Raw genomic sequence first — 24,224 nt, 5'->3', positions numbered from 1 at the left:
GCAGGGAACTAAAATGGTGATCTTGATGCTGCTGATCATGGCAGTGACGTATGGTGTGAATTTTTTCTTGTTTCGTTACTTGAACAAACGACCAAAAATCGATGTCGTTGAACGGTTATCGATGTTATTAGGTGTCAACATGAGTGTGCTTTTTTTCGATGGAATCTTATTGTTTATCGGTAAATTACTGATCGAGACGGTAGAGATCATCGAATAACCCAATAGACATTTTTGCTTTGCCTCGCCACTGGCTTCTACCGTCAGTGGCGAGGTTTTTTAGGGTTTGCTAAAAACGGCGATTAATGTTCGCATTCGTTTTTGATATTTGATAAAGTAAAGAGGAGAAAATTACACAAAGTGAGGGAATTCACGGATATGGCAAAAATAATGGTAGTAGAAGATGAAGCGGTGATTCGCCAACTGATTATCGAAGAACTAGAAAAATGGCAGTTTGAGACCTTTGGCACGACGGATTTCCATCAAGTGTTGACTGACTTTGAAGAACAAGAGCCCCAACTGATTTTACTGGATATCAACTTGCCGGTTTTTGATGGCTACTATTGGTGTCAAAAAATCCGCGAAGCTTCCAAAGTACCAATCATTTTTATTTCTAGCCGCAATACCAATATGGATATGATCATGGCCATGAATATGGGAGCGGACGATTTTGTGACAAAACCTTTTGAGATCGACGTTCTGATTGCAAAAATCAATGCGCTGCTGCGCCGTTCCTACAACTATGTAGAAAGCAGCAGTGAAACGTTAGTGCATAACGGTTTGACCCTCAATATCGACAACAGCAGCATGTATATCAATGGCGAAAGCATCGATCTTAGCAAAAACGAATACCGCCTGCTGTATATTTTAATGAAAAATCACGGCAAGATTTTAAGTCGGGAAAAACTCTTGCGGGCCTTATGGGATGACGAGCGATTTGTAGACGACAATACCTTGACGGTCAATATCAATCGTTTGCGACGAAAAATCGAACAAGCGGGGATGAACGGCTACATTGAGACCAAGGTTGGTCAAGGGTATATCGTACCATGACAAAGTGGCGAGTTTTGCGCAGTTTTTTGAAAGATCGTTGGCTGCTGTTTATCGGTTGGCTAGTCTTTTTCGTGTTGACGGTCTTAGTTTTTTGGCTGACTCCTCATTCCCCGATGGATTGGGGCACAGTCGGCTATCTCTTTTTGATGCAAAGTGTCTTGATGGTGTTCTTTTTAGCAGTCAGCTACTTATCTAAGCGGCGTTTTTGGCAAAAAATCACCCCAAAGCCTGGAGACAGCTTGCTGCAAAACTACTTGCAAGGAGCACGCTCGGCGGAAGAAGAACGGATCGAATCCTACATCAATCAGTTGATCCGAGAGCACCAAGAATTGATGCAGCAAGTCGTCAGCAATCAAGAAGAACAAAAGGAATACATCGATTCGTGGGTCCATGAGATCAAAGTCCCTTTAGCTGCATCACGATTGCTTTTGCATTCGATCGAATTTGATATTCCCGATGAAAAATTCATCTTACTAGAAAATGAATTGAACCGCATGAACGAATACGTCGAGCAAGTCTTATACGTCGCCCGCTTGGACAGCTTTTCAAAAGATTATCTGGTGCAAGAAATTTCATTGAAAGCCGTCATCCAGCCAGTTTTACGCAGTCAGGCCAATTATTTTATCCAAAAGAACCTGCACTATGCCGTTGAAGGCGAGGATCAGCAAGTGTTGACCGATGAAAAATGGCTCGGCTTTATCTTTCGACAGCTGGTCAGCAATGCCGTGAAGTACACACCACAAAATGGGCAGCTGACGATTCGGATCGAAAAAGATGCCCAAGGGACCTATCTCCACTTGCAAGATAGTGGGATTGGCATTCCTAAAGAAGACATGCGGCGCATCTTTGATAAAGGCTTTACGGGCGAAAATGGGCGCCAAACGGACACCCACTCGACGGGATTGGGGCTCTTTTTAGCGAAAAGTTTGGCGAAGGAATTAGGCATCGAGCTAACGGCTTCGTCGACAGTTGGAAAAGGAACCACCATGACGCTGTTCTTTCCATTGTTGAGTTATTATGAGGAAAAACGCTAATCTGCTTTTTTTCGAGTATCTTTTTGTGTTTTTTGACAAAAATCACTTGTCCCTAGAACGTTTTCACTGATACACTAAAGCCTGTGTTTAAAATTGAATGGTAAGGATGAATGAAATGGAGATACTCGTTGCATTAGTACCAATGTTTGCGTGGGGCAGCATTGGTTTAGTAAGTGCCAAACTTGGCGGGGATGCGAACCAGCAAACGCTTGGAATGACGATTGGTGCCTTTTTCTTTTCTCTGGTCGTATTTTTTGTGACGATGCCAGTGATTGATGGAAAGGTGATTTTGATCGGTCTTTTGTCTGGTCTTTTTTGGTCCGTCGGTCAAAATGGTCAATTCCATGGCATGAAATATTTAGGTGTGTCTGTTGGACTGCCGCTTTCAACCGGCATGCAGCTGATTTTAAATACAGTCGCTGGTGCATTGTTTTTTGCAGAATGGACACAGACCCGCGATTATGCACTAGGTGTTAGCGCATTGATCTTGTTGGTGATCGGGGCGTATCTGACCGCTCGTCAAGATGGCGAAAGTCCGGTAGAAGCTGGCAGCAAGATGCTTGATTTTCCTAAAGGATTTCGGGCATTGATTTCATCAACGATCGGTTACGGCGCCTATACGATTTTGATTACTTGGGCAGGATTGGACCCCTTGGCGATTATTTTGCCACAAAGTGTCGGCATGCTGATCGGTGCCAGCCTATTTGCTTTAAGGAAGACGAAGGTCGACCGTTTTGTAGGGAAAAATACTTTGTCAGGGTTGTTATGGGGCATCGGAAATGTCTGCATGCTGATCACGGTTCAGCAAGTCGGACTCGCGGTGGGCTTCTCATTGTCGCAGATGGGGATCATCATTTCAACGCTAGGCGGGATTTTTATTCTCGGCGAAAAGAAAACCAAGAAAGAACTGCGTTATGTGGTGATTGGTTGTCTGCTGGTGATTATCGGTGGTGTTTTGCTGGGGTATATGAAAGCAACATAAACTTATATTTTTGAGGAGGAGTTATGGATTTATTTCGAAAAAAAGTCATACAACGGGAAAGTGTGACGAATTTAAAAAAAGAGTTGAAGTTAAAAGATTTGATTATGTTGGGGATCGGCGCCATTATCGGCACAGGTATCTTTGTTGTTACAGGGACTGCTTCTGCTGAGTATGCCGGACCGGCATTGATTCTTTCCTTTGTTGTAGCTGGTATCGTTGTTGTGTTATCAGGGCTTTCTTTTGCGGAATTTGCTTCTCGGATCCCTGTTTTAGGGGGCGCCTATTCGTATCTGTATGTCGTTTTTGGTGAATTTACCGCGTGGCTGGCAGGCTGGTTTTTGATTTGCGAGTTCTTATTGGCCGTTTCTTCGGTGGCATCTGGCTGGTCAGGCTATGTGCAAGGCTTCTTGGCCAGTGCGGATATCCATTTACCAACCGCTTTGACGGGCGGTTATGATCCAAGCAAGGGGACCTACATTGATCTGATTGCTGGTTTAGTCATTATTTTCGTAACCTTGTGGGTCAGCCAAGAAGCGAAAAAAGCGTTGCGTTTGAATAATGCCATGGTATGGGTGAAATTCGGCGTGATCCTCTTGTTTATCGTCTTTGGTGCCTTTTTCGTGGAACCAGACAACTGGCAGCCCTTTATGCCCTTTGGTTTTTCAGGCGTCTTTAATGGTGCAGCGTTAGTCTTCTTTGCTTTTCTTGGCTTTGATGCCGTCGCAATGGCGGCGGAAGAAGTTGAAGATGCAAAGAAAAATGTCCCTCGGGGGATCATTGGGTCCATTGCGATCGCAACAGTCCTTTATATCATTGTCACACTGATCATGACGGGAATCGTGCCGTTTGCTGAATTAGGAGTCAATGATCCGGTGGCTTTTGCGATGCGTTATGTCGGTCATGGAGTGGTCGGATCAATCATTTCCGTAGGGGCGATCTTGACCTTATTAACAGTGACGATCGCTATGATGTACTCTTTGGCGCGTCTGTTATATGCCATCAGTAAAGATGGGTTATTGCCAAAAGCCATGCAAGCCATCGATCCTAAGCATAAAACACCAAAGAAAGCGACCTACATCGCTGGTGTTTTTGCTTTCTTCTTTGCGGCAGCTTTCCCGTTGAATATCTTGGCAGAATTGACCAACATTGCGGCATTGTCGTATATGATCTTAATGTCCTTAGGGATCATCAAGCTGCGGAAGATGATGGGGCCACCTGCTAAAGGTGAATTTAAAGTACCCCTAGTACCGTTATTGCCTTTGTTGTCCGTTGCCAGCTGTCTCTTCTTGATGACCCGTCTGCAAACGGCGACCTGGATCGTTTTTGGGATCTCTTTAGTGATCGGAATCGCAATCTATTTTGTATATGGCTATCGTAACAGCGAATTAAATGAGAAAATCGACGAATAAGATAGCGAAAAGACAAAGACCCAGATGTGGTCTTTGTCTTTTTTTGTTAACTATAGCATAGCCTCCCAAAGAAATCTTTTGGGAGGTATGTTCTTTTGTCATTCACATTCTGATGAATGCTTGAGTCGATCATTGAAACGACAGTCTTTTTTATCAAACGTTCCCTACGATTCTGCTTTTTTTGAAAAAAATTGCAAATGACAGATTCACTAAAGGTTCATCCAGTATGCTTTTGTTAGAGAAAAAAAGAGAGGATGTTGGCAATTGAATTATATGAAACGAGCATGGTTGAGTGTGACGAGAAAGCGAGGGAAATCTGCGATATTGTTTGCTGTTATTCTGATATTAGGAAATGTGATCGCTGGCGCAATTGCGGTCAATCAATCGACTCAAAATGTCGAAAAGCAGATCAAAAATCAATTAGGCTCGCTGGCAACGATTGAAGTCGATCATGAAGCGATGATGGCAAATAGTGATGGCAGTGCAAGTATGGAGGAGATTCAGCCGTTGCCAGAGGAGCTGATCAAACAGATCGGTGAGCGCTCCGAGGTCAAGCAGTACGATTATTTGCGAGAAGCAACGATTGCTGTTGAAAACTTCAAACCTTATCGTTTTAGTCCTGAAGAGGACGACGACAATGTCATGATTTTCGGAGGAATATCTCCTTGGGTTTATTTAACAGGAACCAATCTCTTAAAGCCGTTGGATTTTGAAGAAGATACGGTGGATTTAACACAGGGACGCTTTTTTACTGAAGAGGAACAGCGCACCGGAAAACGTGTGGGCTTGATATCGGAAGAGATGGCTCAGGAAAACGGCTTGACCGTTGGGGACACTATGGTCTTAGATGGACAGTTTGTCGATTATTCGTCAGGGATGGACCCTGAAAAGCAAAAAGGCAATGATTACCCAATCGAAATCGTCGGGATCTTTAAAAATACCAGCTTAGAAAAAGCAAATAATCAAGGACAAGATGGTATGGCCAGCTCGTTTGCATTTGATGACCGGCCCTTCAATCGTATCTATATGCCGAATGATGCCGTGAAAACGATTGTTGAAGAGGAACGTGCGGGACAGCAAGCGGCGTTTCCAGCGACAGATTTCGGTTCGGGTGAAGATTACTTCACCCCGCAATTTATTTTGAATCAACCAGAAGATGCAGAGCAATTCAAACAAGAGGTGACACCGCTCTTGCCAAATGGCTATAAGGTCAATGCATCTACGGATGAGTATGACCGCGTGGGAACCAGCATGAATCGCTTATCACAGATTTCCTCATATGTCGTAGTGATTGCGGTGATTGCTTCCTTGATTATTATCTCCTTGGTCATTGTCTTGTTTACCCGAGATCGTAAATATGAGTTAGGCATCTACCTTTCGTTAGGGGAACGACGGAAATACGTGTTTGCACAAATCGTGCTCGAACTCCTGTTGATTGGTGTCAGTGCAATGCTGATCTCCTTGGTCACAGGGAATATGCTGGGCAAGATGGTTTCTGAATCTTTGTTATCCAGCAGTATGCTAGAAGCAAATCAAGCAGGGGTGGAGCAATTCTTTGTGGGCGTACCGAAAATCGATCAAGCAACGATCAATGATGCGTTTCGCGTTCAATACACCCTGTCTTATATCATTGTCTTTTTAGCGACCGGGATCGTGACGATCTTGCTTTCGGCAGTGGTGCCGCTGTTATATATATTACGTTTGAATCCGAAAAAAATCATGCTGTAAGGAGCGAAGAACATGGCAATTTTAGAAACCAAAGAGATGACGTATTACTACCAAGATGGTGAGAATCGTCGGAAGATTTTAGATAAAACCAATATCTCCTTTGAAAAGGGTAAATTTTACACGATTTTAGGGAAATCAGGCTCAGGAAAGACCACCTTTCTTTCCTTGATCAGCGCATTGGATCAACCAACTGATGGGGAAGTATTTTTTGAAGGAAAAAATATCAAAACGATCGGCTATGAAGAGTATCGCCGCAACAAGATCAGTTTGATTTTTCAAAGTTACAACTTGATCCCTTATTTGACGGCATTAGAAAATGTCCTTGTTTCGATGGCGATCTCAGACAACAAGCTTCCCGATCAACACGATCAAATTGCGTATCGCTTGCTGGATTATATCGGAATCACCTCCACGAAAGCCGATCGTTTCGTCAATCAGCTCTCCGGTGGGGAGCAACAGCGGGTCGCTATCGCTCGCGCCTTAGCGACCAATGTTGATATCATTTTAGCCGATGAGCCGACGGGAAATTTGGATGAAGGCATGGAGCAAGAAATCGTGGATATTTTTAAAGATTTAGCTACTTTACACAACAAGTGCATCATCGTAGTGACGCATTCGACTGAAATTGCCAAGCAGTCGGATCAGACATTTTATTTGAAAAAAGGTGCGTTGACGGCCTATGAGTGATTTTTTATCGAAGTTTGAAGAAGAACCGAAAGAGCCAGACAAGGAATCAGCTACAGCTAAAGCACCTTCTTCCCGTGCTTCCCGCAAAGAAAAAGGTTCAGCTTCCTTAGAAGAGGGGATCGAACACGATCCCTCCTTCAAAAAGAAACGGCGGAAAAAACGACTGCTGGGGCTTGGTGCGTTACTCGGGCTACTTCTACTCAGCGGCTTTTTATTTTTCCAATTGGCGTACGTCCGACTGGATAACTTTGTGGACAAAGAGATCTCAGAAGTCAGGGAATGGGCGGCGGAACATGATCTTGCGATCGATGTGACGCCTGCCTATGATGAAGCCCCAGCCAATCAAGTGATCGCCCAAGAAGAAGCCGCCAGAAGTCGAGTCAGAAAAAGAAGCACCCTGCATCTAACGGTGAGCCAAGGCCCAGATCCAGAAGAGAAATTGGCATTGCCAGACTTTATGGAAATGACGAGGGACGAGGCAGCAGAGTGGATCGAAAAAAATCAAGCCAGCAATTTGACGATCGTCGATGAATACCACGATGAGATCGAGGAAAAAGCACCGATTCGAGTAGAATTTACCAATAAAGAAGTCTCGCAAGAAAACTATCATCGTCGAGATGTCGGACGAGTCTTTTATTCCAAAGGCGAAGAAACCTTTGAAAAAGATATTGAAGTACCAGACTTTCGTGATAAAACCCGTGCAGAGGTAGAAACATGGGGGAAAGCCCATGAGCTGGAGCTTGAAATCAAAGAACAGGCTTCGGATACTGTGGAAGAAGGCAAAGTCATTGAACAAAGCGTGGCACCAAAAGAAAAAATCGCGAAACGGGATGCGTTTCAAGTAACGATTTCCCTAGGGAAAGGGGTCACCGTCCCTGACTTTTCAACGATTTTACCAGATGATGCCCAGGCCGCTGTTGAGGGGGTCACTGTGCGGATGCGGATGCAGTTTACTCAGAGTCTGCCCTACGGACAATTGATCTCGCAAAGTGAGACCGCCGGGACCGTCTTAACCAGCAAAGATGACCAAGGCATTGAAGTTGTCTATTCGGCAGGTCAACCGTATATCAAAGATTACCGTCGAAGCGAGCTCCTTGAAGGGGATCTGCAAAAACTCTTCTTTGATGAATTCCGTTCAAAAGGGGCGAACATCAGCTATCAAGTCCGTTATGTCAATTCAGCAGAACCCTACGGGACAATCGTGGGGATGAGCAAGTTCAATCAGTTTTTACCGTTAGAAGATACGATCACCTTCGATATCAGCTTAGGCAATCAGACAGCCCCAGCGGCTACTGATCCAGAATAGCCGAGCGGATTTATCGATGACCTGCAAAAAGGAGGAAACCCATGCGTCATCAAGAGAATTTTCAAGACCTTAGGAAAAAGCTGTTTGTCTTTTTGTTAAGCGGTATGGTAGCATTGTTGCTACACATGTGGATTCATCAATCCAGCGAACACGTGCGGATCGTTTCAACAGAACGGTTTATTGGAGAACAATTGGAATGATCCTACAGGAATGATTGTGCTGACCGAAAAGTGATTGAAAAAAAGAAATGATGAGTGTAAAAGGGGGACTGACCGATGCGGATCTTATTCGTAGAAGATGAGCCATCGATCGCAGAAGCGGTTGCCAGCTTATTGAAAAAACAGCATTATTCCGTTGATTTGGCGTATGATGGCGAGACTGGGTTGGACTACGCAGCAAGTGGGGTGTATGACCTTCTCGTTTTGGATATCATGCTGCCAAAAATAGATGGGATCACATTGCTAAAGACGTTACGCAAGCAAAATATTCGCACGCCGATCATTATGTTGACGGCCAAAAGCGAAGTTGATGACAAAGTGCTCGGCTTGGATGCAGGGGCAGATGATTACTTGACGAAACCCTTTCAAATGAAAGAGCTGCTGGCACGGATTCGTTCATTAAGTAGAAGAAAAGACTTGGATTATCAAGAAGACCAGTTAGCATTTGGCAACGTGGTCTTGGCGCGTAATGAGCTGCAGTTGGCTACGACGACCAATCAAGTGGTGCTGTCACCCAAAGAAATGAAACTGATGGAGCTATTTTTATCCAGACCTAAAGTGATTTTATCAAAAGAAACCATCATCAATAAGATTTGGGGCTTTGATCCCGATGTGGAAGAAAACCGCGTTGAGATCTATGTGTCTTTACTGCGGAAAAAACTGACGCTGCTTGAAGCGGATATCGGCATTCGCACGATCCGCAATGCGGGGTATATTTTGCAGAGCAAGGAGCCGCCATGTTAAAAAAATTACGGAACAAAATGCTGTGGTTTAATATGGCGTTGATCTCAATCATTGTCTTAGGTGCCTTTACCTTTATCTATATTTTGAATGCCACCCAAATTGAAAACGAGATCCAATCATTGATCTCGCAAGAAGCCAACACCTTAGCTGCGGTACCGTTGGATGAGGAGGAGACCCGACAGTCACTGACAGACCCAGAGTATCCAATGATATTGACCATCACGAATAGTACCAGTGAGTTCAGAGAGATCGCTCTAGTCGACGTGGATCAAATGGATGTCGTGATTCAAAGTATTGATGAGGGTGTCGATGAGAGTGATCTTTATGAAGCCTTGGTCGATGCCGCAACGAAACAAGAGGAGATTCCCAATGAAGTGAAGGTAAATGACCGAGACTGGCGGTATGCGCTCTTTTTGGTGACTTCCTTTAGTCATTATTCGATCAATCATGATTCGACGGGGGAATATTCCACCAGTATCAATAATTACGAGCCATTTTATCAAGTGCTGTTCTTTGATGTCACCGACTACAAAACCAGTCTAAGCAACTTAAGAACCACGCTTTTGCTCATCGGGGTCTTAGCCTTAGCCAGTATTTATATCGCTAGCTTTTATGTCGCCAATCGAGCCTTACGACCAGTTGAGCTGGCTTGGCGCAAACAAAAAGAGTTTGTTTCTAACGCTTCCCATGAGTTGAAAACACCACTGGCGATCATTCAAGTCAATGCTGAGGTATTAGCTGGCAGTCCAGAAGAAACCTTGGAAAGCCAAATGAAATGGCTGGAAAACATCCAGTTAGGTTCCGAACGGATGGATGAGCTAGTAAATAGCTTATTGATGCTGACCAAATTCGAAAGTGCCGAGCAAGAAGTCGTGCGTTCGGTGATCGATGCCAGTCAAGTCGTGCAAAGTGTTTATCAAAGCATGGAGGCCATTGCACTGGAAAAAGGGATCCACTATCAGGAACAGATCGCTAAACAGGTGAGTCTTGAAAGCAATGAGCAAGCCTTGCGGCAATTGACCATGATATTGGTAGACAATGCCTTGAAATATACACCTACTGGAGAAACCGTCACAGTGGCACTCGTTGAACGCCAACGAAAAACGGTGCTGCAAGTCTCTAACAGTGGTTGCCCGATCCCTGAAGAAAAAATTCCCTATGTCTTTGATCGCTTTTACCGCGGGGATCCTTCTCGCAACCATCAAGACGGTGGCTATGGGTTAGGTTTAGCCATCGCCAAAGCCATCACAGAAATGCTGCAGGCGCAAATCAGTTTGACGGTGGATCAAGACGGCGTCAATCACTTTGAAGTTTCATTTCATTGAAAAATGAGCTTTACCGTTAGGAAATAAAAGATATGTCGCTGCGCTCATCAAATCTTTTGCCGCATTTCGAGAAAGTCTCGCTTTCTCGAAATGCGGCTATTTATGCAGCAAAACGCATTTTTTAGGAGAAGGGGACACCAAGGGGAAAAAGTTTTTTTATTTCTCCTTGCAATTTTCACAAAGTTCGGCTATGATATGTGTGTAATCGGTTACACAGGAGGGGAGCAACATGCCAACAATTAAAGATGTCGCCAATTTAGCTGGACTTTCCGTGGCGACAGTTTCAAGAGCCATGAATGGGACTGGCTATGTGAGCGAAAAAGCCCGTGAGAAAATCCATCAGGCGATCAATGAATTGAATTATTCCCCCAATGAAGTCGCACGTTCGCTGTATCAGAAAAAGTCAAAATTGATTGGTTTGCTACTTCCTGATATATCCAACCCGTTTTTTCCGCTAGTAGCCAAAGGCGTCGAAGACTTTCTACAAAAAAAAGGCTATCAAGTCATCCTTGGCAACATTCAAGAAGACAATGAGAAAGCCAATGAATATTTACGTGCGTTTGAGCAAAACAATGTGGCGGGGATTCTTTCCGCTGTCGAAAATAAAAATCGTACCCAAAGCAATATTCCGACGGTCGTCTTGGATCGGATCGATCAAGATGTCGAATATGGGGTTTATTCGGATGACCTTCAAGGCGGCGAACTTGCTGCTGAAGCGATCTTAAAAGGTGACCCCAAAAAGGTAGTCGTGATTGCTGGGCCTGAATCTGTCACCCGTGCTCGGGATCGTTTATTGAGTGTTGAATACACATTGAAAAAAGCACAAGTTCCTTATGCACTAGTGAAATCCACATCCTTTCTCTTAGAGGATGCGACCTTGACAGCGAAACAAGTTTTTTTAGAACATCCCACTGTCGATAGTGTGATTGCCCCAAGTGATACCCATGCGATTGCCATCATGCAAGAGGCTTATCATCATGGCGTAAAGATCCCAGAACAACTTCAAGTGATCGGCTATGACGATATTCCCATCAGTAAATTGGTGGTGCCACGCTTGACGACGATCCATCAGCCTGCTTATCAAGTAGGTTACAAAGGAGCAGAAATGCTCTTTGCATTGATCAACGATCAATTTATTGAACAGAAAAAAATCATCCTTCCTGTTCATTTAGAAGAAAGAGAGACAGTAAGAAATGGAGGAACGCCAATTGAATAAGATCATCGTCATTGGTAGTATGGCAACAGATTTTGTAGTCACTACGAAGGTGAAACCCAATCAAGGAGAAACGGTTTTTGGGGAAAAATTTGACACGAATTTTGGCGGCAAAGGAGCAAACCAAGCCATCGCCGCTAGCCGTTTAGGCGCAGAAGTAGCAATGCTAGGCCATGTAGGAACCGATCGCTTCGGAAATGAAATCGTCGAAAACTTAAACGTGAACGGCGTTTCTACGGAGAATGTGGAACCCGTTACACATTTTCCATCTGGTGCCGCGCATATCATTTTGCATGAAAATGACAATAGCATCATTGTCATACCTGGCGCCAATAATGCGCTTGATTTAGCTCGCTTTTCCGAAATAAAAGGAAACATCACAGAGGCTGATTTAGTGATTTTGCAAAACGAGATTCCCCAAGAAGCCAATGAAGCCATCATCGACTGGTGTTGGGAAGCAAAAATCCCTGTTTTATATAATCCAGCACCTGCGAGAAAGCTCAATCCGCGTATGTTATCTAAGGTGGGGTATCTGACCCCTAATGAACATGAGTTTAAGTTACTTTTCCCCAATCAAAAGCTTGCTGACGTTTTAGCAGCCTACCCTAATCGATTGATCGTTACCCTAGGTGCCAAAGGAGCGATTTTCCATAATGGGAAGTCCGAGGTCTTAGTTCCTGCCTTTCCAGTTGCTGCGGTCGATACTACGGGAGCTGGTGATACCTTCAATGGTGCATTAGCAGTAGGGATTTTAGCAGGTGTTCCCTTAGAAAACGCCATTGCCTTTGCCAACTTAGCAGCAGCAATCTCCGTCAAAGGATATGGTGCTCAAGGCGGAATGCCTACATTAAAGGAAATGAAGGAGAGTCCATTGTATGAAGAAGCATGGGGCATTAAATAGTGAGATCGACAAATTATTGGCGGATTTAGGCCACACCGATCAGCTTACGATCGGGGACTTGGGGTTGCCAGTACCCACAGGGGTGAAAAAAATCGATCTGGCATTAAAACTAGGTAGTCCGAGTTTTGAAGAGGTGTTATTAGTAATGCAACAAGAGATGGCAGTCGAGGCGATCGTTTTAGCAGAGGAAATAAAAACGGAGAATGCGGAGCAGTGGCAATTGATTCAAAAAACGTTCCCGAATGTTCCGATTCGTTTTGTTCCACATGAGGCATTCAAAGAAGAAACAAAGGAAAGCAAAGCCATTATTCGAACAGGGGAAGCGACACCCTATTCAAACATTATTTTACAAGCAGCCGTTATCTTCTAAAGAGACAGGAGGAAATCATGTGCAAGTCGAGATGAGCAATATTGAGAAATCCTTTGGGAAGAATCAAGTGTTAAGAGATGTCTCACTAACATTGTACCCTGGAGAAATCCATGCCCTAATGGGAGAAAATGGGGCAGGCAAGTCAACGTTGATGAACATTTTAACTGGGTTACATGCCAAAGATGCAGGGACGATTTTGATCGATGGCAAAGAAACGAACTACGCCGATCCGAAGGAAGCCGAACAAGCCGGTGTGAGCTTTATCCATCAAGAAATGAATAACTGGGAACAGATGACTGTGTTGGATAACTTGTTCTTGAATCGGGAATTGAAAACCACCTTTGGGCTACTAGATACGAAGAAAATGGCAAGCAAAGCGCAGGCAGTCTTTGAACAGTTAGGGATTCAGATCCCCCTTCAAAAAGAAGTGGATGAACTTTCAGTCGGGCAACAGCAAATGATCGAGATCACGAAAGCGCTGATGACTGATGCCAAGGTGTTGATCATGGATGAACCGACTGCTGCCTTGTCGGATAAGGAAATTAATAATTTGTTTCAAATCATTCGTCGCTTGAAAGAAAACGGCGTAGCGATCGTTTATATCTCTCACCGAATGGAGGAGATTTTCAAAATAAGTGACAAGATCACTGTGATGCGGGATGGTCTATCGATCGATACGAAAAAGACGGAGGATACGACGATGGAAGAGGTCGTGAAGAAAATGGTCGGTAGAGAGTTAGCTGATTATTATCCAGAAAAACAAGCGCAGATCGGTGAAGTCGTTTTTGAAGTAAAAAATTTAACAGCAGCTTCTAAAGTTTACCAAGGCATCAATTTTCAAGTCAGAGCAGGTGAGATCCTTGGGTTCTCAGGTTTAATGGGTGCTGGACGCACAGAAGTCATGCGAGGAATATTTGGTTTAGATGAAATTGAAAGCGGTACCTTAATCGTCGAAGGGCAAGAAGTGAAAAACTCTTCGCCTTCAAAGGCAATCGCCAATGGCTTTGGCTTTCTAACAGAAAATCGGAAAACGGAAGGCTTGGTCTTAGACTTTTCCCTGACCGATAATATCAGTTTGCCCAGCATTGATAATTTTGTCAAAACAGGCATGGTCGATAGCAAGACTGAAGCCAGTTTCGTTGCGTTAATGATCGAGCGCTTACGCATCAAAACGATGAGTGCCCAGAATTTAGCCAGCGAGCTTTCTGGTGGAAATCAGCAAAAAGTGGTTTTGGCGAAGTGGATCGGTGTCGGACCAAAAGTATTGATTTTAGATGAACCGACACGCGGAGTAGACGTAGGTGCCAAACGAGAGATTTATCAGCTGATGAATGAGTTAGCGGAACGTGGTATTGCGATTTTGATGGTTTCTAGTGATCTACCAGAAGTGCTAGGTGTCAGCGATCGCATCATTGTTTTACACGAAGGAAAAATATCAGGGGAACTCTCTCGGCAAGAAGCCACACAAGAGAAGATCATGACGTATGCGACAGGAGGAAACTAATATGGAAAAAAGTGGTATGAAAACAAAACAACTCTCGGAATCAATTAGTAAATTGGGACCTTTACTCGCTTTGATTGCTCTAGTGGCTGCTGTCACTGCCTTAAATCCAAGCTTTTTATCACCCAGTAATTTGTTGAATCTTTTGCGGCAAGTCGCAGCGAATGGCTTTATTGCATTTGGAATGACCTTTGTCATTTTGACTGGGGGCATTGATTTGTCTGTAGGGTCCACCTTGGCACTTTCCAGTGCCTTGACAGCAGGAATGATGGCCAATGGGGTGTCACCTTTAGTCGCTATTTTGATTGGGTTACTAAGTGGAGCGATCCTTGGTGCGTTGAATGGACTACTGATTTCAAAAGGAAAAATGGCGCCGTTTATCGCAACCTTAGCAACGATGACGATCTATCGGGGCGCTACCTTAGTGTACACCAATGGAAATCCAATCACTGGACTAGGTGACAGCTTTCTATTCAGCTTTATTGGTCGTGGGTATCTTTTCGGGATTCCTTTTCCAGTCGTATTGATGTTTCTCGTGTTCTTTCTTTTGTTCTTGTTGCTTCATCGCACCGCCTTCGGACGAAAAACCTATGCCATCGGTGGCAATGAAAAGGCCGCTTTTATTGCTGGGGTGAAAATCGATAAGATAAAACTGATCATTTATTCGATCTCTGGATTGATGGCTTCAATCAGTGGCATGATCATCACTTCTAGGCTGAATTCTGCGCAACCAACAGCAGGGCAAGCCTATGAGATGGATGCGATTGCAGCAGTCGTTTTAGGTGGTACGAGCTTATCTGGTGGAAGAGGCAGAATTTTTGGCACGTTGATCGGGGCATTGATCATTGGTACGTTGAACAATGGTCTAAATCTATTGGGTGTCTCAAGTTTTTATCAACAAATCGTTAAAGGGATCGTGATCGTAATTGCAGTGTTACTGGATCGGAAAAGGAAATAAAAAATAGGAGGATCTATTATGAAAAAAATGTTTTTATTGGCAGCAGGCTTATTGGTACTTTCTGGATGTGGAGCGGCAACATTGGACAACGGCGGCAGTAGTGAGACACAAAGTGAGGAAAAAGCAGCTTCAGAATTGACAGTTGGTGTATCGATCTCCACCCTCAATAACCCATTTTTTGTTTCCATGCAAGAGGGGATCAATCAATTGGCTGAGGAAAATGACACCGATGTACGCTTTGTTGATGCCCAAGATGATACTGCCAAGCAAAGCAATGATATTGATGATTTGATCCAACAAGGCGTGGATGTGCTTTTGATCAATCCCGTTGATTCTGCTGCTATCGTCCCAGCTGTTGAAGCCGCTAATAATGCCAACATCCCAGTTATTGCCATCGACCGTAGTAGCGATGGAGGAACGCTTTTGACGACGGTTGCCTCCAATAACGAAGAAGGTGGAAAAATGGCAGCAGAATTTATTCTCGAACAATTAGGGGAAAACGCAAAAGTGGTAGAACTTGAAGGCGTCCCTGGCGCTTCTGCAACCAGAGAGCGAGGAAAAGGCTTTGATGATTATGCCAAAGACAAACTGGATGTTGTTGAAAAGCAATCCGCAAACTTCAATCGAGCAGAAGGATTAACGGTTATGGAAAATATCCTCCAAGCCAACAATGACATTCAAGGCGTCTTTGCTCAAAACGATGAAATGGCTTTAGGGGCAGCCGAAGCGATGGGAAACCGAGAAGGCGTAGTGATTGTCGGGTTTGACGGTACTGAAGACGGACTCAAAGCCATCGAAGAAGGTAGAATGACGGCAACGATCGCTCAAAAACCAGAAGAAATGGGCCGCCTTGCATTGCAGGCAGCGTTTGACCATTTCCAAGGAAAAACAGTCGCTGAACAAATCGATTCACCATTAGAGTTGGTGAAAAAATAGGTAGACGCTCAATGCAGTTCCTACTTTCAACATCGAAAGCCCCTCTTTGGCTGACCATTCAGGTCACCAAAGAGGGGCTTTCTTTCATGTGTGGCGTTTCGTTTACTTGTTGCTGGTTAAATCCAATAAGCGGTCTTTCAAGTCTTCTTCTAGATGACCCAATTCCACTTCGGCAGCACGACGTTTTTCTTTTCCTTCTTTTTGGATCCGTAATGTTTCTTGGATCGTTTCCACAAGGTCGTTTTGTGTTTTTTGCAAGGTTTCGATATCGACGATGCCGCGCTCGTTTTCTTTCGCTGTTTCAATAGCAGAAACTTTCAACATTTCTGAGTTTTTCTTCAATAGATCATTGGTGGTCTCAGAAACTTGGCGTTGTGCCGTAACTGCATCTTTTTGACGCAATAAAGTCAAGGCAATGACCACTTGGTTTTTCCATAGTGGGATCGCTGTATTGACAGAAGCTTGGATTTTTTCTGCTAACGCTTGGTTCGTGTTTTGGATCAGGCGAATTTGCGGTGCCTGTTGGATCGTGATTTGACGTGCCAAGCGCAAGTCATGAGTCCGTTTGTCTAAACGATCAAGAAATTGCGTGTAATCGTTGGCGATCTGTACGTCCATTTGATCATTCGTTTCTTCTGCTTTTTTCATGGCTTCAGGAATGATTTTGGTTTGCAATTCTTGCATCTTCAACTCGCCAGCGGCAATGTAGATGTTCAATGCATCAAAGTAATCTTTGTTCTTTTGATACAACTGTTCCAACATCATGTTGTCTTTTAGCAAACCGTCTTTTTCTTTATCCAATTTGACGGCGATCTTGTCGATTTGGGCACCGATTTTTTGGTATTTAGCGGTGATTTCAAAAATGGATTGTTTTACTTTACCAAACATTCGCTTGAATAAGTTGCCTTCCCCTGCACGCAGTTCGTCTGGATTGGCTTCTTGCAAGCGATACATCAACTCCGTTAATGAGTCGCCCACAGGGCCGATATCAGCTGCTTGGACATGGTTCAACATGGATTGGGAAAACTCTCCAAGTTTGGTTTGGGCAGCTGCACCATAGGTGATGACCGCTTGCTGGTCGGTCGCATCGATCTTGCTGGCTAATTCTTGGGCCTGTGCTTGACGCTCTGGCGGTAATTTATCAATCAAACGCGGTGCCGTTTGCTGTTCTTTCAGCTGACTGATTTCCGCTTGTTGAGTGGTGGTCAACGTGTCGACAGGGGTTGAAAATGGGTTGTTCAATAAATCGTCAAGCGTATCCGTTACGGGTTTTACTTGATTTGGTGTTTCACTCATAATAACTCCTCCTAATAATTGTCTGCTTTCGAAAAAAATCTAGCCTGGGCTAGATTTTTTTTAGATTCTTTTCTTGTTGCCAATCAGAATCTATCCCTATTCATTATCTCGTTTTATGCTTTGTTTGGCAATGGATAACTCAACATCCATGTCATCAAGATCGTCTGCTACAAATTGGGAGTAGTCTTTGGCGATCAAGGAAGCCATTTGCTCGATGATTTGGGTGCTTTCCTCGATTTTATCATAGGTCTCACGACTTTTGATCTCATGGCTATTGATTTCAATGAACTTATCGGTCAAATCGACCATGTTGGGCAAGTGTGTATAAAGGAAATGACTTGCCAAAGGCAGTTTGGTCGGTTCTTTCACGAGTTCTTTGAAAAGAGCTTTTGAGGCACGCAAGGCATCGTGACGCAAGTCAATGGCTTTTAACTTGTTATTGCTAGTGATATTTTTTTGGTATTTATCGATTTGGTGTTTCGTCTGATTCATCGTTTCACGGAACAATTCGATCTCACGAGCAGTCATTCCGCTTTTCAAGTAATGGGCTTCTCGTTCTCTCGTTAAAGAAGGCAAAACTTGTGGATCGGCTGCTGGAACTTTACGCCCTCTAATACCGACGTAGACTAAAATCGCACCGACGATTAATAATAGGCTCGCAAATGAATCGCCTACTACGTTAAAAATAATACTGATGAGGACGATCGCACCAACGATCAGCCAGATGTTTTTTTTCATTTTTCCTCCTCCTAAAAATCTCTTGGACAAGTAGATTGGGTTATTCGACATCTTTATTTTAGCATGTTCACTAAAAGAAAAATATCAGACTTGGGGTGGATTTTCCGATTTTTAGTAAATTCATAAGCTTTCTTGCTATTTCTTAAGAAGATATTTTTTCTAAATTATGCTAAAGTGTTTGATAGATAAGACGTATGAGGAAAGTTAGGTGTCGATAGATGTTAGAATTTAAAGATTTTGAAGAAAAAACGATCCAACGGAATGAAATTTTCCATGGCAAGATCATTGATGTGGTCGTTGATGATGTCTCCTTGCCAAATGGCGGGACCAGTAAACGCGAACTAGTCTTTCACCCTGGTGGTGTTGCCGTGATCGCCTTGACAAGTGAGAACAAAATGCTGTTCGTTCGTCAATTCAGAAAACCGTTAGAGCGAGTGATTTTAGAGATACCAGCAGGAAAAATCGATCCAGGAGAAGGTGCTCGTCCAGATTTGACTGGCGCCCGGGAATTAGAAGAAGAGACTGGCTATCGTGCAAAAACGCTGGAGCACGTTTCTTCTATGTACCTTTCACCAGGCTTTGCTAATGAGCTCTTGCACGTCTATTATGCCAAAGAGCTGGAAAAAGTGACAAATCCCTTACCGCAAGACGAAGATGAAGTGCTGGAAGTCTATGAATTGACCTTAGAGCAAGCACAAGCCGCTATCGCTGATGGAACGATCTGTGATGCGAAGACCGTGTTTGCGATCCATTTTTGGGAGTTGCTGGAATTGAAACGGAGGAACGGACTTGCCTAAAGAACCATTGATCACCCGCAGTGAGCTTCGACGCAGACGCGAAGAAGAACAAGCGGCAGCTGAACGCAATCAGCAAATCGTAGAAAAGCAAAGCAAGAAAGAATGGAAACAAAAAGAAAAACAAATTGATAACCACTACCGAAAAGTGCGCAAGAAAAACAAAGAAATCACGAAGACCCGTGCCGGTGAGAACCAGAAATCTCGGGATCTGAACCGTTTTTTAATGAAAGCCATTGTGATCGTCACTTTATTGTTAGTCGTCGTTGGTTTAGCGATCTTTTTGTTGTGATTCATCTAGTACTAAGAAAAAGCCGCCCCTGCATCTTCTGCAAGTGCGGCTTTTTTGTTATTCGGTCGGCTTTTTCAAAATAGCTAAAAACATGGCAGCTGGCTGATTCATGAACAAATGATCCGCTTCATGAAAAACGGTAAAGGAAGTGGCAGTAAACCCAGTCGTCTCTGCCAGTTGAGTCAATGCGGCAGGATCGAACCCATTATGAACCAGCGGGTGAGACACGGCGGGATTTTTGAGAAAATCCACTAGATAAAAGGTTCCTCCTGGCTGTAGCAAGTCGTATAGTTTTTCCATCATAGCGGCTGTGTCAGGAATATGCAGCAAGACGAGAGATAGCAGCACCGCGTCTGCTTTTGCTTGTAAGGATTCTTGCAGCAGATCGTGGACAGTTGCAGAAGCATTGGCCAGCTGCAGTTGGTTGATTTTTTTTTCAGAAACCTCGATCATGTTAGGGGCAGTATCCCAGATGGCTAAGTGCTGGACATAAGCTGCTAAGGGCAGACTTACTAGGCCGGTACCGCCGCCGATATCGATCAGAGTTTGATGCTGGTTGTCTTTAAAATAAGGTTCAAGGGTTTGGGTGACTAATTGTGCTAACGCGATCCGTTCAGGGGTATCGTATTTTGCTGCCATGGCGTTGAAAATTTCAGACATAAGTGCCTCCTTTTATAATGACAAAAAACTGTTCGTTTCGTCAAAACTAGTTTATCATGAAAGAAGAAAAACACGTCAGTAGATACGTGGGAATTTCTGTTGTTTTTCATTTTAAAGGATGAAAAATAAACGAGAAGTAGGAGGCAAACACATGAAAATTGGTATTATTGGTGCAATGGAGGAAGAAATCAAGGCGTTGCGGGAACAGTTGATTTCACCGCTTTCTTGGGAACGCGGCGGCGCACTATTTATTTCAGGAAGTATCGGCAATCATGAAGTGATCGTCGTTCGTTCAGGTATCGGCAAAGTTCTGGCATCGATCACCACTAGTTTATTGATCCAACAATACGGGGTCAATATGGTGATCAATACTGGATCAGCTGGTGGGATCGGTGCCGGTTTACAAGTAGGGGATTTAGTGATCTCAGATAAAGTGGCCTATTTTGATGTCGATGTGACGGGCTTTGGTTATGAATATGGCCAGCTGCCTGGTGGGATGCCTTTGTATTATGAAGCCAGCCGCTATTTGATCAGTGAGATGACGAAAGCCGCAGAAGCGACTCATCATACCGTGAAAAAGGGACTGATCGTTACCGGTGACAGCTTCATTCATGACCCGCAAAAAGTACAGGAGATTTTAGGACATTTTCCAGATGCCTTGGCTTGTGAGATGGAAGGCGCCGCGATCGCACAGACCGCGCAGCAATTCAATATTCCTTTCTTGATCGTGCGCGCGATCAGCGACACCGCCGACCACGCAGCAACCGTCTCTTTTGATGAGTTTATCTTAGAAGCTGGCAAGCGTTCCGCTGAAATGGTGTTGGCATTCGTTGAAACATTAAAGTAACTTAAAAAACAGGGGAGCCGATTCGTAAGAGGAGGAAGAAAGCATGAGAGCATTACTATCCATTGATTATACGTTTGATTTTGTTGCAGATGAGGGACGATTGACCACGGGTGCTGCTGGGCAAGCGATTGAAGCTGCCTTAGTGGCTCGGACGCAAGCCTTTATCGAAGCCGGTGAGTATGTCGTTTTTGCCATTGATCGTCATGAGGAAACAGACAACTATCATCCTGAAAACCGCTTGTTCCCACCCCACAATCTTGCGGGCAGTGCGGGGCGACATCTCTACGGCCGTCTAGCACCGCTTTATGAAAACTATCAGGAAGCGCCAAATGTCTATTGGATCGACAAGCGTCATTACTCCGCGTTTAGCGGTACCGACTTGGACATCCGTCTGCGGGAAAGAGGGATTACGGAATTGTACCTGACCGGCGTTTGTACCGACATCTGTGTCTTGCATACAGCAGTGGATGCCTATAATTTAGGCTACCAACTGGTGATCGATGCAGATACCGTTGCCAGCTTTGACGCGGTCGGACATGAATGGGCACTACGCCATTTTGAAAATACCCTAGGCGCGAAAATCATTTCTGCAAAGGAGGAAGCATAAATGGGATGGATGGATCAATTAAAAGCAAATTTCAGTTTCAGTGAACTGACTAGCCTTTATCAAGCGTATCAAAAAGGGGATCTTGATGTAAAGGCGTTGTTGAACAATGACTTCTTACAAAAGTATACGGATTTTCAGAACTTGGATGAGTTTATGGCTAAATTAGGCATCCAGAATGAAAACCAAATCTTCGACTTTCTAAAAGACCGCCCCAATCGGCAAAAAGCCGATCAAGTCGTCAATGAGCATTCCCAATTTGATTCTGTGATCAGTATGATGAAAAAAGCTTTACAGAAATAAACAACGATAGAAGAAGGAGCCTTCGAAAATCAATTGATTTTCGAAGGCTCCTTCTTTATATATTAATTGGTGGGTTATGTAACAAATTGATTTTTATTTGCTACCACATACCCCAATTATTAAGCTGTCTAAAGTTTAGCCGGCTGTTTCGCGTACCCGCTAAAGTATTGATGGCAGCAAGATCAATAATAGATACGTACATTGTCGCCATAGCGGTAACATACATGGTAGCGATTCCCGCTATCCCAATTGGATTTGCACCCAGGAGTAAAAGAAAGACAGAGTCTAAAACGGTGTCATACATCCCTTTTATAGCCTTTTTCGAAGCTTGATCAATGGTTTCTTGTGTATCGATCATCTTGGAAATTTCTTCCATGAATTTTTCTGGGGAGTTTATGGATTCTAATGAAAATTTTTCTTCAGTGAAATATTCAAAGAGGTCCTCGGCAATAGACTTCAATTCATCAGCGTTCTTATATCCCGCAATGGATTTTTTTACGTTAGAGACATGATTTTTAAGGTTGTAGATATCTAGATTTGAAAAATAATCTTTAAGACTAGTTACCGCATTATAAGATGATAACGCAAAATTCAAGTACTTGGCTCCCGTAGTGGTTCTAAGAAAGGCATTGTAAGCGTTGGTGTCATTGAAGGTGTAATACTCAGGGTAGTAACGAAGGGGAAGTCTGTCACCCACCAGCCCAGCATTGCGCTCATAATCATGCACATCAAAATAATAAAGCATAAATGTGTGCATAAGTTGATCATTGGTGGGATTGTTCCCGTAAATTCTAGTGGCAAATTGTTTGACTTTAGGAAACTCAAAAGGAACGACCGGCGTAACAGCTGGTAAATTTCTTTCTGAACGCTCCTCTGCTGGCAATAGTGACTGGTACTGTAAATTTTCAAAATCGATACTCGTATTAGCAAAGATTTCCAAAGATAAACCGATTTCTACTAGCTCTTCTTCAAGGGCGACCAATAGATTCGCTTTTTCGTAATGGTCATCAGGAACATCTGCAAAATTGCCACTCTCACTGACAGTATATGCCGTGATTGGTGAGAAAAAACCACTCAGTAAAACGACAAGTAACAATATAACTGAATATTTTTGCTTCATTTCAATTCCTCCTCATAATTAAAGTTTGACAACACGTGTTATACAAGTTAAATTTATCATATAAAAAGACAAAAATGAGTTATTTTATTTAAATTTGATTAATTTGTTTAAAAAATGTAGGATTAGTTATTTCGTCTTAATTTTTGGAGGTATCCCTAAGCAGATAACCTTGCTTACTAAAAGAGGAGGGAAGTGAAAAAATTCAAGATATTCGACGATGATACAACTAAAGGAAAATTGTATGCTTTGATTGATTATCTAGTGATCACCTCAGCCCTTTGTTTTAGTGCATATCATTCTTTTCCGCTTACGATTCCTAAGTATTTACATATTCCGGGGACGAACGAGTATATGGTAGGTGGCTTATTTAGCGTATTAATGTCCTACTCTCTTTATAAGACCTATTTGTTGAATGCGCATAAAAACATTCCTAAAGAAAAAAAACATAGTATAGAAATCAGCTTTTTTCTCGGTTTACTCGTCTCTTTTATTTTGCTTTTATTCAGATCAGAAAGCTTAATTAATCATTTGCTTTTTCGAAACCAACTACCTTTGGAACAGATTATGTATCACTTAGATCGATTGTATTTTCTCAATCTACGTATGTTACTGTTCGCTTTGATACGGTGTTTATTCGCTTTTGACTACTATCAAGCCTTTTATTACAAAAAAAGAAAATGCTACATGGGCTATATTTATGTATACAGCTTTTTATTTCTAGTAGGAGGTGCACTCTTCTATATGTGGATCATGTCCATAAACTTTTTATTTCGCAAATAGTGTCTTCGGAGTTTACGTCCATACCTCAGTGCCATAGGAAAAGTTTTTTCAAAAATATACTCATTTATGAATAGAATAGGGGGCTTTGTATTGGGGAAAACGGATCAAGTGACGTTATACAAGCGAAAAGGAAAAATCTATTCCATCATTGATCATATAATTATGGGGGCTGCAATATTATTTGAAACATATCATAGCTCCCCAATTAGACCTATAATTCGTGGGAGATCAGATATTCGTGGGATTGGGTTGTCGGCTGTGAGCGCAATGGTGTTTTTGCTAGCTTGGGAGACAACTTTAAGTTTGAACCGTCATGAGCTTGTTCCTGAATACAAAAAGCATATCGCTGGAATTGAGCACGTTTTCTTCTTCTTGGTTGGTTTTTTTATCTTGATTTTCACTGCCGATCCCTTGATTGGTTTACTATC

The 24,224-nt window shown here is 43.3% G+C and carries 26 protein-coding genes and 1 pseudogene; 23 read left to right on the top strand and 4 right to left on the bottom strand.

Annotated elements, in window-relative coordinates:
- The first annotated feature begins 13 nt into the window (after positions 1-13).
- The 17 genes from A5867_RS16630 (at position 14) to A5867_RS16555 (ending at position 16,362) form a co-directional block, all read left to right on the top strand.
- Complete coding sequence (locus tag A5867_RS16630; RefSeq protein WP_005227790.1) at positions 14-217, top strand: hypothetical protein; 204 nt, start codon at positions 14-16, stop codon at positions 215-217.
- 158 nt (positions 218-375) lie between these two features.
- Complete coding sequence (locus A5867_RS16625; protein WP_005227794.1) at positions 376-1,050, top strand: response regulator transcription factor; 675 nt, start codon at positions 376-378, stop codon at positions 1,048-1,050.
- On the top strand, positions 1,047-2,084 hold the full coding sequence (locus A5867_RS16620) for a sensor histidine kinase (protein WP_010749047.1): 1,038 nt from the start codon (positions 1,047-1,049) through the stop codon (positions 2,082-2,084). The genes A5867_RS16625 and A5867_RS16620 overlap by 4 nt, the downstream gene beginning before the upstream one ends.
- Positions 2,085-2,199: 115 nt before the next feature.
- Positions 2,200-3,066 (top strand): GRP family sugar transporter, encoded by an 867-nt coding sequence (locus A5867_RS16615; protein ID WP_015510464.1) that lies wholly within the window; start codon positions 2,200-2,202, stop codon positions 3,064-3,066.
- A gap of 23 nt (positions 3,067-3,089) precedes the next feature.
- The gene (locus A5867_RS16610) at positions 3,090-4,475 is read left to right on the top strand and encodes an amino acid permease (protein ID WP_081116932.1); all 1,386 of its coding nucleotides are present in this window, start codon (positions 3,090-3,092) and stop codon (positions 4,473-4,475) included.
- A 273-nt stretch (positions 4,476-4,748) separates the two neighbouring features.
- Complete coding sequence (locus A5867_RS16605; RefSeq protein WP_087628197.1) at positions 4,749-6,203, top strand: ABC transporter permease; 1,455 nt, start codon at positions 4,749-4,751, stop codon at positions 6,201-6,203.
- Positions 6,204-6,215: 12 nt separating this feature from the next.
- On the top strand, positions 6,216-6,890 hold the full coding sequence (locus A5867_RS16600; RefSeq protein WP_087628070.1) for an ABC transporter ATP-binding protein: 675 nt from the start codon (positions 6,216-6,218) through the stop codon (positions 6,888-6,890).
- Positions 6,883-8,196: a PASTA domain-containing protein gene (locus A5867_RS16595; protein WP_005227808.1), complete on the top strand. Its 1,314-nt coding sequence runs from the start codon at positions 6,883-6,885 to the stop codon at positions 8,194-8,196. Before A5867_RS16600 ends, A5867_RS16595 begins: the two co-directional genes overlap by 8 nt.
- 41 nt (positions 8,197-8,237) lie before the next feature.
- Positions 8,238-8,396 (top strand): hypothetical protein, encoded by a 159-nt coding sequence (locus tag A5867_RS18025; protein ID WP_005233508.1) that lies wholly within the window; start codon positions 8,238-8,240, stop codon positions 8,394-8,396.
- A 75-nt stretch (positions 8,397-8,471) separates the two neighbouring features.
- Entirely contained in the window at positions 8,472-9,158 is a 687-nt protein-coding gene (locus tag A5867_RS16590; protein ID WP_015510460.1) for a response regulator transcription factor, read from the top strand.
- Positions 9,152-10,483 carry a HAMP domain-containing sensor histidine kinase gene (locus A5867_RS16585; RefSeq protein ID WP_087628069.1) on the top strand — a complete coding sequence of 444 codons (1,332 nt, stop codon included), beginning with the start codon at positions 9,152-9,154 and terminating at the stop codon, positions 10,481-10,483. Before A5867_RS16590 ends, A5867_RS16585 begins: the two co-directional genes overlap by 7 nt.
- 229 nt (positions 10,484-10,712) lie before the next feature.
- A complete protein-coding gene (locus tag A5867_RS16580) occupies positions 10,713-11,699 on the top strand; it encodes a LacI family DNA-binding transcriptional regulator (RefSeq protein ID WP_060792557.1) in 987 nt (328 codons plus the stop codon).
- Complete coding sequence (rbsK, locus tag A5867_RS16575; RefSeq protein WP_034857599.1) at positions 11,692-12,597, top strand: ribokinase; 906 nt, start codon at positions 11,692-11,694, stop codon at positions 12,595-12,597. Before A5867_RS16580 ends, rbsK begins: the two co-directional genes overlap by 8 nt.
- Complete coding sequence (gene rbsD / locus A5867_RS16570) at positions 12,572-12,967, top strand: D-ribose pyranase (protein ID WP_074934048.1); 396 nt, start codon at positions 12,572-12,574, stop codon at positions 12,965-12,967. The genes rbsK and rbsD overlap by 26 nt, the downstream gene beginning before the upstream one ends.
- A 19-nt stretch (positions 12,968-12,986) precedes the next feature.
- Complete coding sequence (locus A5867_RS16565; protein WP_034857601.1) at positions 12,987-14,471, top strand: sugar ABC transporter ATP-binding protein; 1,485 nt, start codon at positions 12,987-12,989, stop codon at positions 14,469-14,471.
- A gap of 1 nt (position 14,472) precedes the next feature.
- Positions 14,473-15,426: a ribose ABC transporter permease gene (gene rbsC / locus A5867_RS16560; RefSeq protein WP_086337773.1), complete on the top strand. Its 954-nt coding sequence runs from the start codon at positions 14,473-14,475 to the stop codon at positions 15,424-15,426.
- An 18-nt stretch (positions 15,427-15,444) separates the two neighbouring features.
- The gene (locus A5867_RS16555) at positions 15,445-16,362 is read left to right on the top strand and encodes a D-ribose ABC transporter substrate-binding protein (RefSeq protein ID WP_016609995.1); all 918 of its coding nucleotides are present in this window, start codon (positions 15,445-15,447) and stop codon (positions 16,360-16,362) included.
- Positions 16,363-16,464: 102 nt separating this feature from the next.
- On the opposite strand, the gene A5867_RS16550 is transcribed toward A5867_RS16555, so the two are convergent.
- On the bottom strand, positions 16,465-17,658 hold the full coding sequence (locus tag A5867_RS16550; RefSeq protein ID WP_005227814.1) for a toxic anion resistance protein: 1,194 nt from the start codon (positions 17,656-17,658) through the stop codon (positions 16,465-16,467).
- 96 nt (positions 17,659-17,754) lie between these two features.
- Positions 17,755-18,396 (bottom strand): 5-bromo-4-chloroindolyl phosphate hydrolysis family protein, encoded by a 642-nt coding sequence (locus A5867_RS16545; RefSeq protein WP_010749055.1) that lies wholly within the window; start codon positions 18,394-18,396, stop codon positions 17,755-17,757.
- Positions 18,397-18,614: 218 nt separating this feature from the next.
- Between A5867_RS16545 and A5867_RS16540 the strand changes: the two genes are divergently transcribed.
- Positions 18,615-19,193 carry an NUDIX hydrolase gene (locus tag A5867_RS16540; protein ID WP_087628067.1) on the top strand — a complete coding sequence of 193 codons (579 nt, stop codon included), beginning with the start codon at positions 18,615-18,617 and terminating at the stop codon, positions 19,191-19,193.
- Positions 19,186-19,482, top strand: a complete 297-nt coding sequence (macP, locus tag A5867_RS16535) for a cell wall synthase accessory phosphoprotein MacP (protein ID WP_005227820.1) — start codon at positions 19,186-19,188, stop codon at positions 19,480-19,482. Before A5867_RS16540 ends, macP begins: the two co-directional genes overlap by 8 nt.
- Positions 19,483-19,539: 57 nt before the next feature.
- Here macP and A5867_RS16530 read toward each other — a convergent pair whose 3' ends face one another.
- On the bottom strand, positions 19,540-20,142 hold the full coding sequence (locus A5867_RS16530) for a class I SAM-dependent methyltransferase (protein ID WP_087628066.1): 603 nt from the start codon (positions 20,140-20,142) through the stop codon (positions 19,540-19,542).
- A 151-nt stretch (positions 20,143-20,293) separates the two neighbouring features.
- Here A5867_RS16530 and A5867_RS16525 point away from each other — a divergent pair, with 151 nt between their 5' ends.
- From A5867_RS16525 to A5867_RS16515, 3 genes are read left to right on the top strand one after another with little or no spacing between them, the layout of a single operon-like run.
- Positions 20,294-20,989, top strand: coding sequence for a 5'-methylthioadenosine/adenosylhomocysteine nucleosidase (locus tag A5867_RS16525; protein ID WP_005227823.1), 696 nt, complete (start codon positions 20,294-20,296; stop codon positions 20,987-20,989).
- A gap of 43 nt (positions 20,990-21,032) precedes the next feature.
- Positions 21,033-21,596 carry an isochorismatase family cysteine hydrolase gene (locus tag A5867_RS16520; protein ID WP_074934050.1) on the top strand — a complete coding sequence of 188 codons (564 nt, stop codon included), beginning with the start codon at positions 21,033-21,035 and terminating at the stop codon, positions 21,594-21,596.
- On the top strand, positions 21,597-21,896 hold the full coding sequence (locus tag A5867_RS16515) for a hypothetical protein (RefSeq protein WP_005227832.1): 300 nt from the start codon (positions 21,597-21,599) through the stop codon (positions 21,894-21,896).
- 100 nt (positions 21,897-21,996) lie between these two features.
- On the opposite strand, the gene A5867_RS16510 is transcribed toward A5867_RS16515, so the two are convergent.
- The gene (locus A5867_RS16510; protein WP_087628065.1) at positions 21,997-23,016 is read right to left on the bottom strand and encodes a hypothetical protein; all 1,020 of its coding nucleotides are present in this window, start codon (positions 23,014-23,016) and stop codon (positions 21,997-21,999) included.
- An 870-nt stretch (positions 23,017-23,886) separates the two neighbouring features.
- Between A5867_RS16510 and A5867_RS16500 the strand changes: the two are divergent.
- Positions 23,887-24,224: pseudogene (locus A5867_RS16500) on the top strand (hypothetical protein); the annotation flags it as partial.

Source organism: Enterococcus sp. 6D12_DIV0197 (assembly GCF_002174385.1).
Lineage (GTDB): Bacteria > Bacillota > Bacilli > Lactobacillales > Enterococcaceae > Enterococcus_D > Enterococcus_D casseliflavus.
This window is presented reverse-complemented; position numbering and strand designations above follow the sequence as displayed.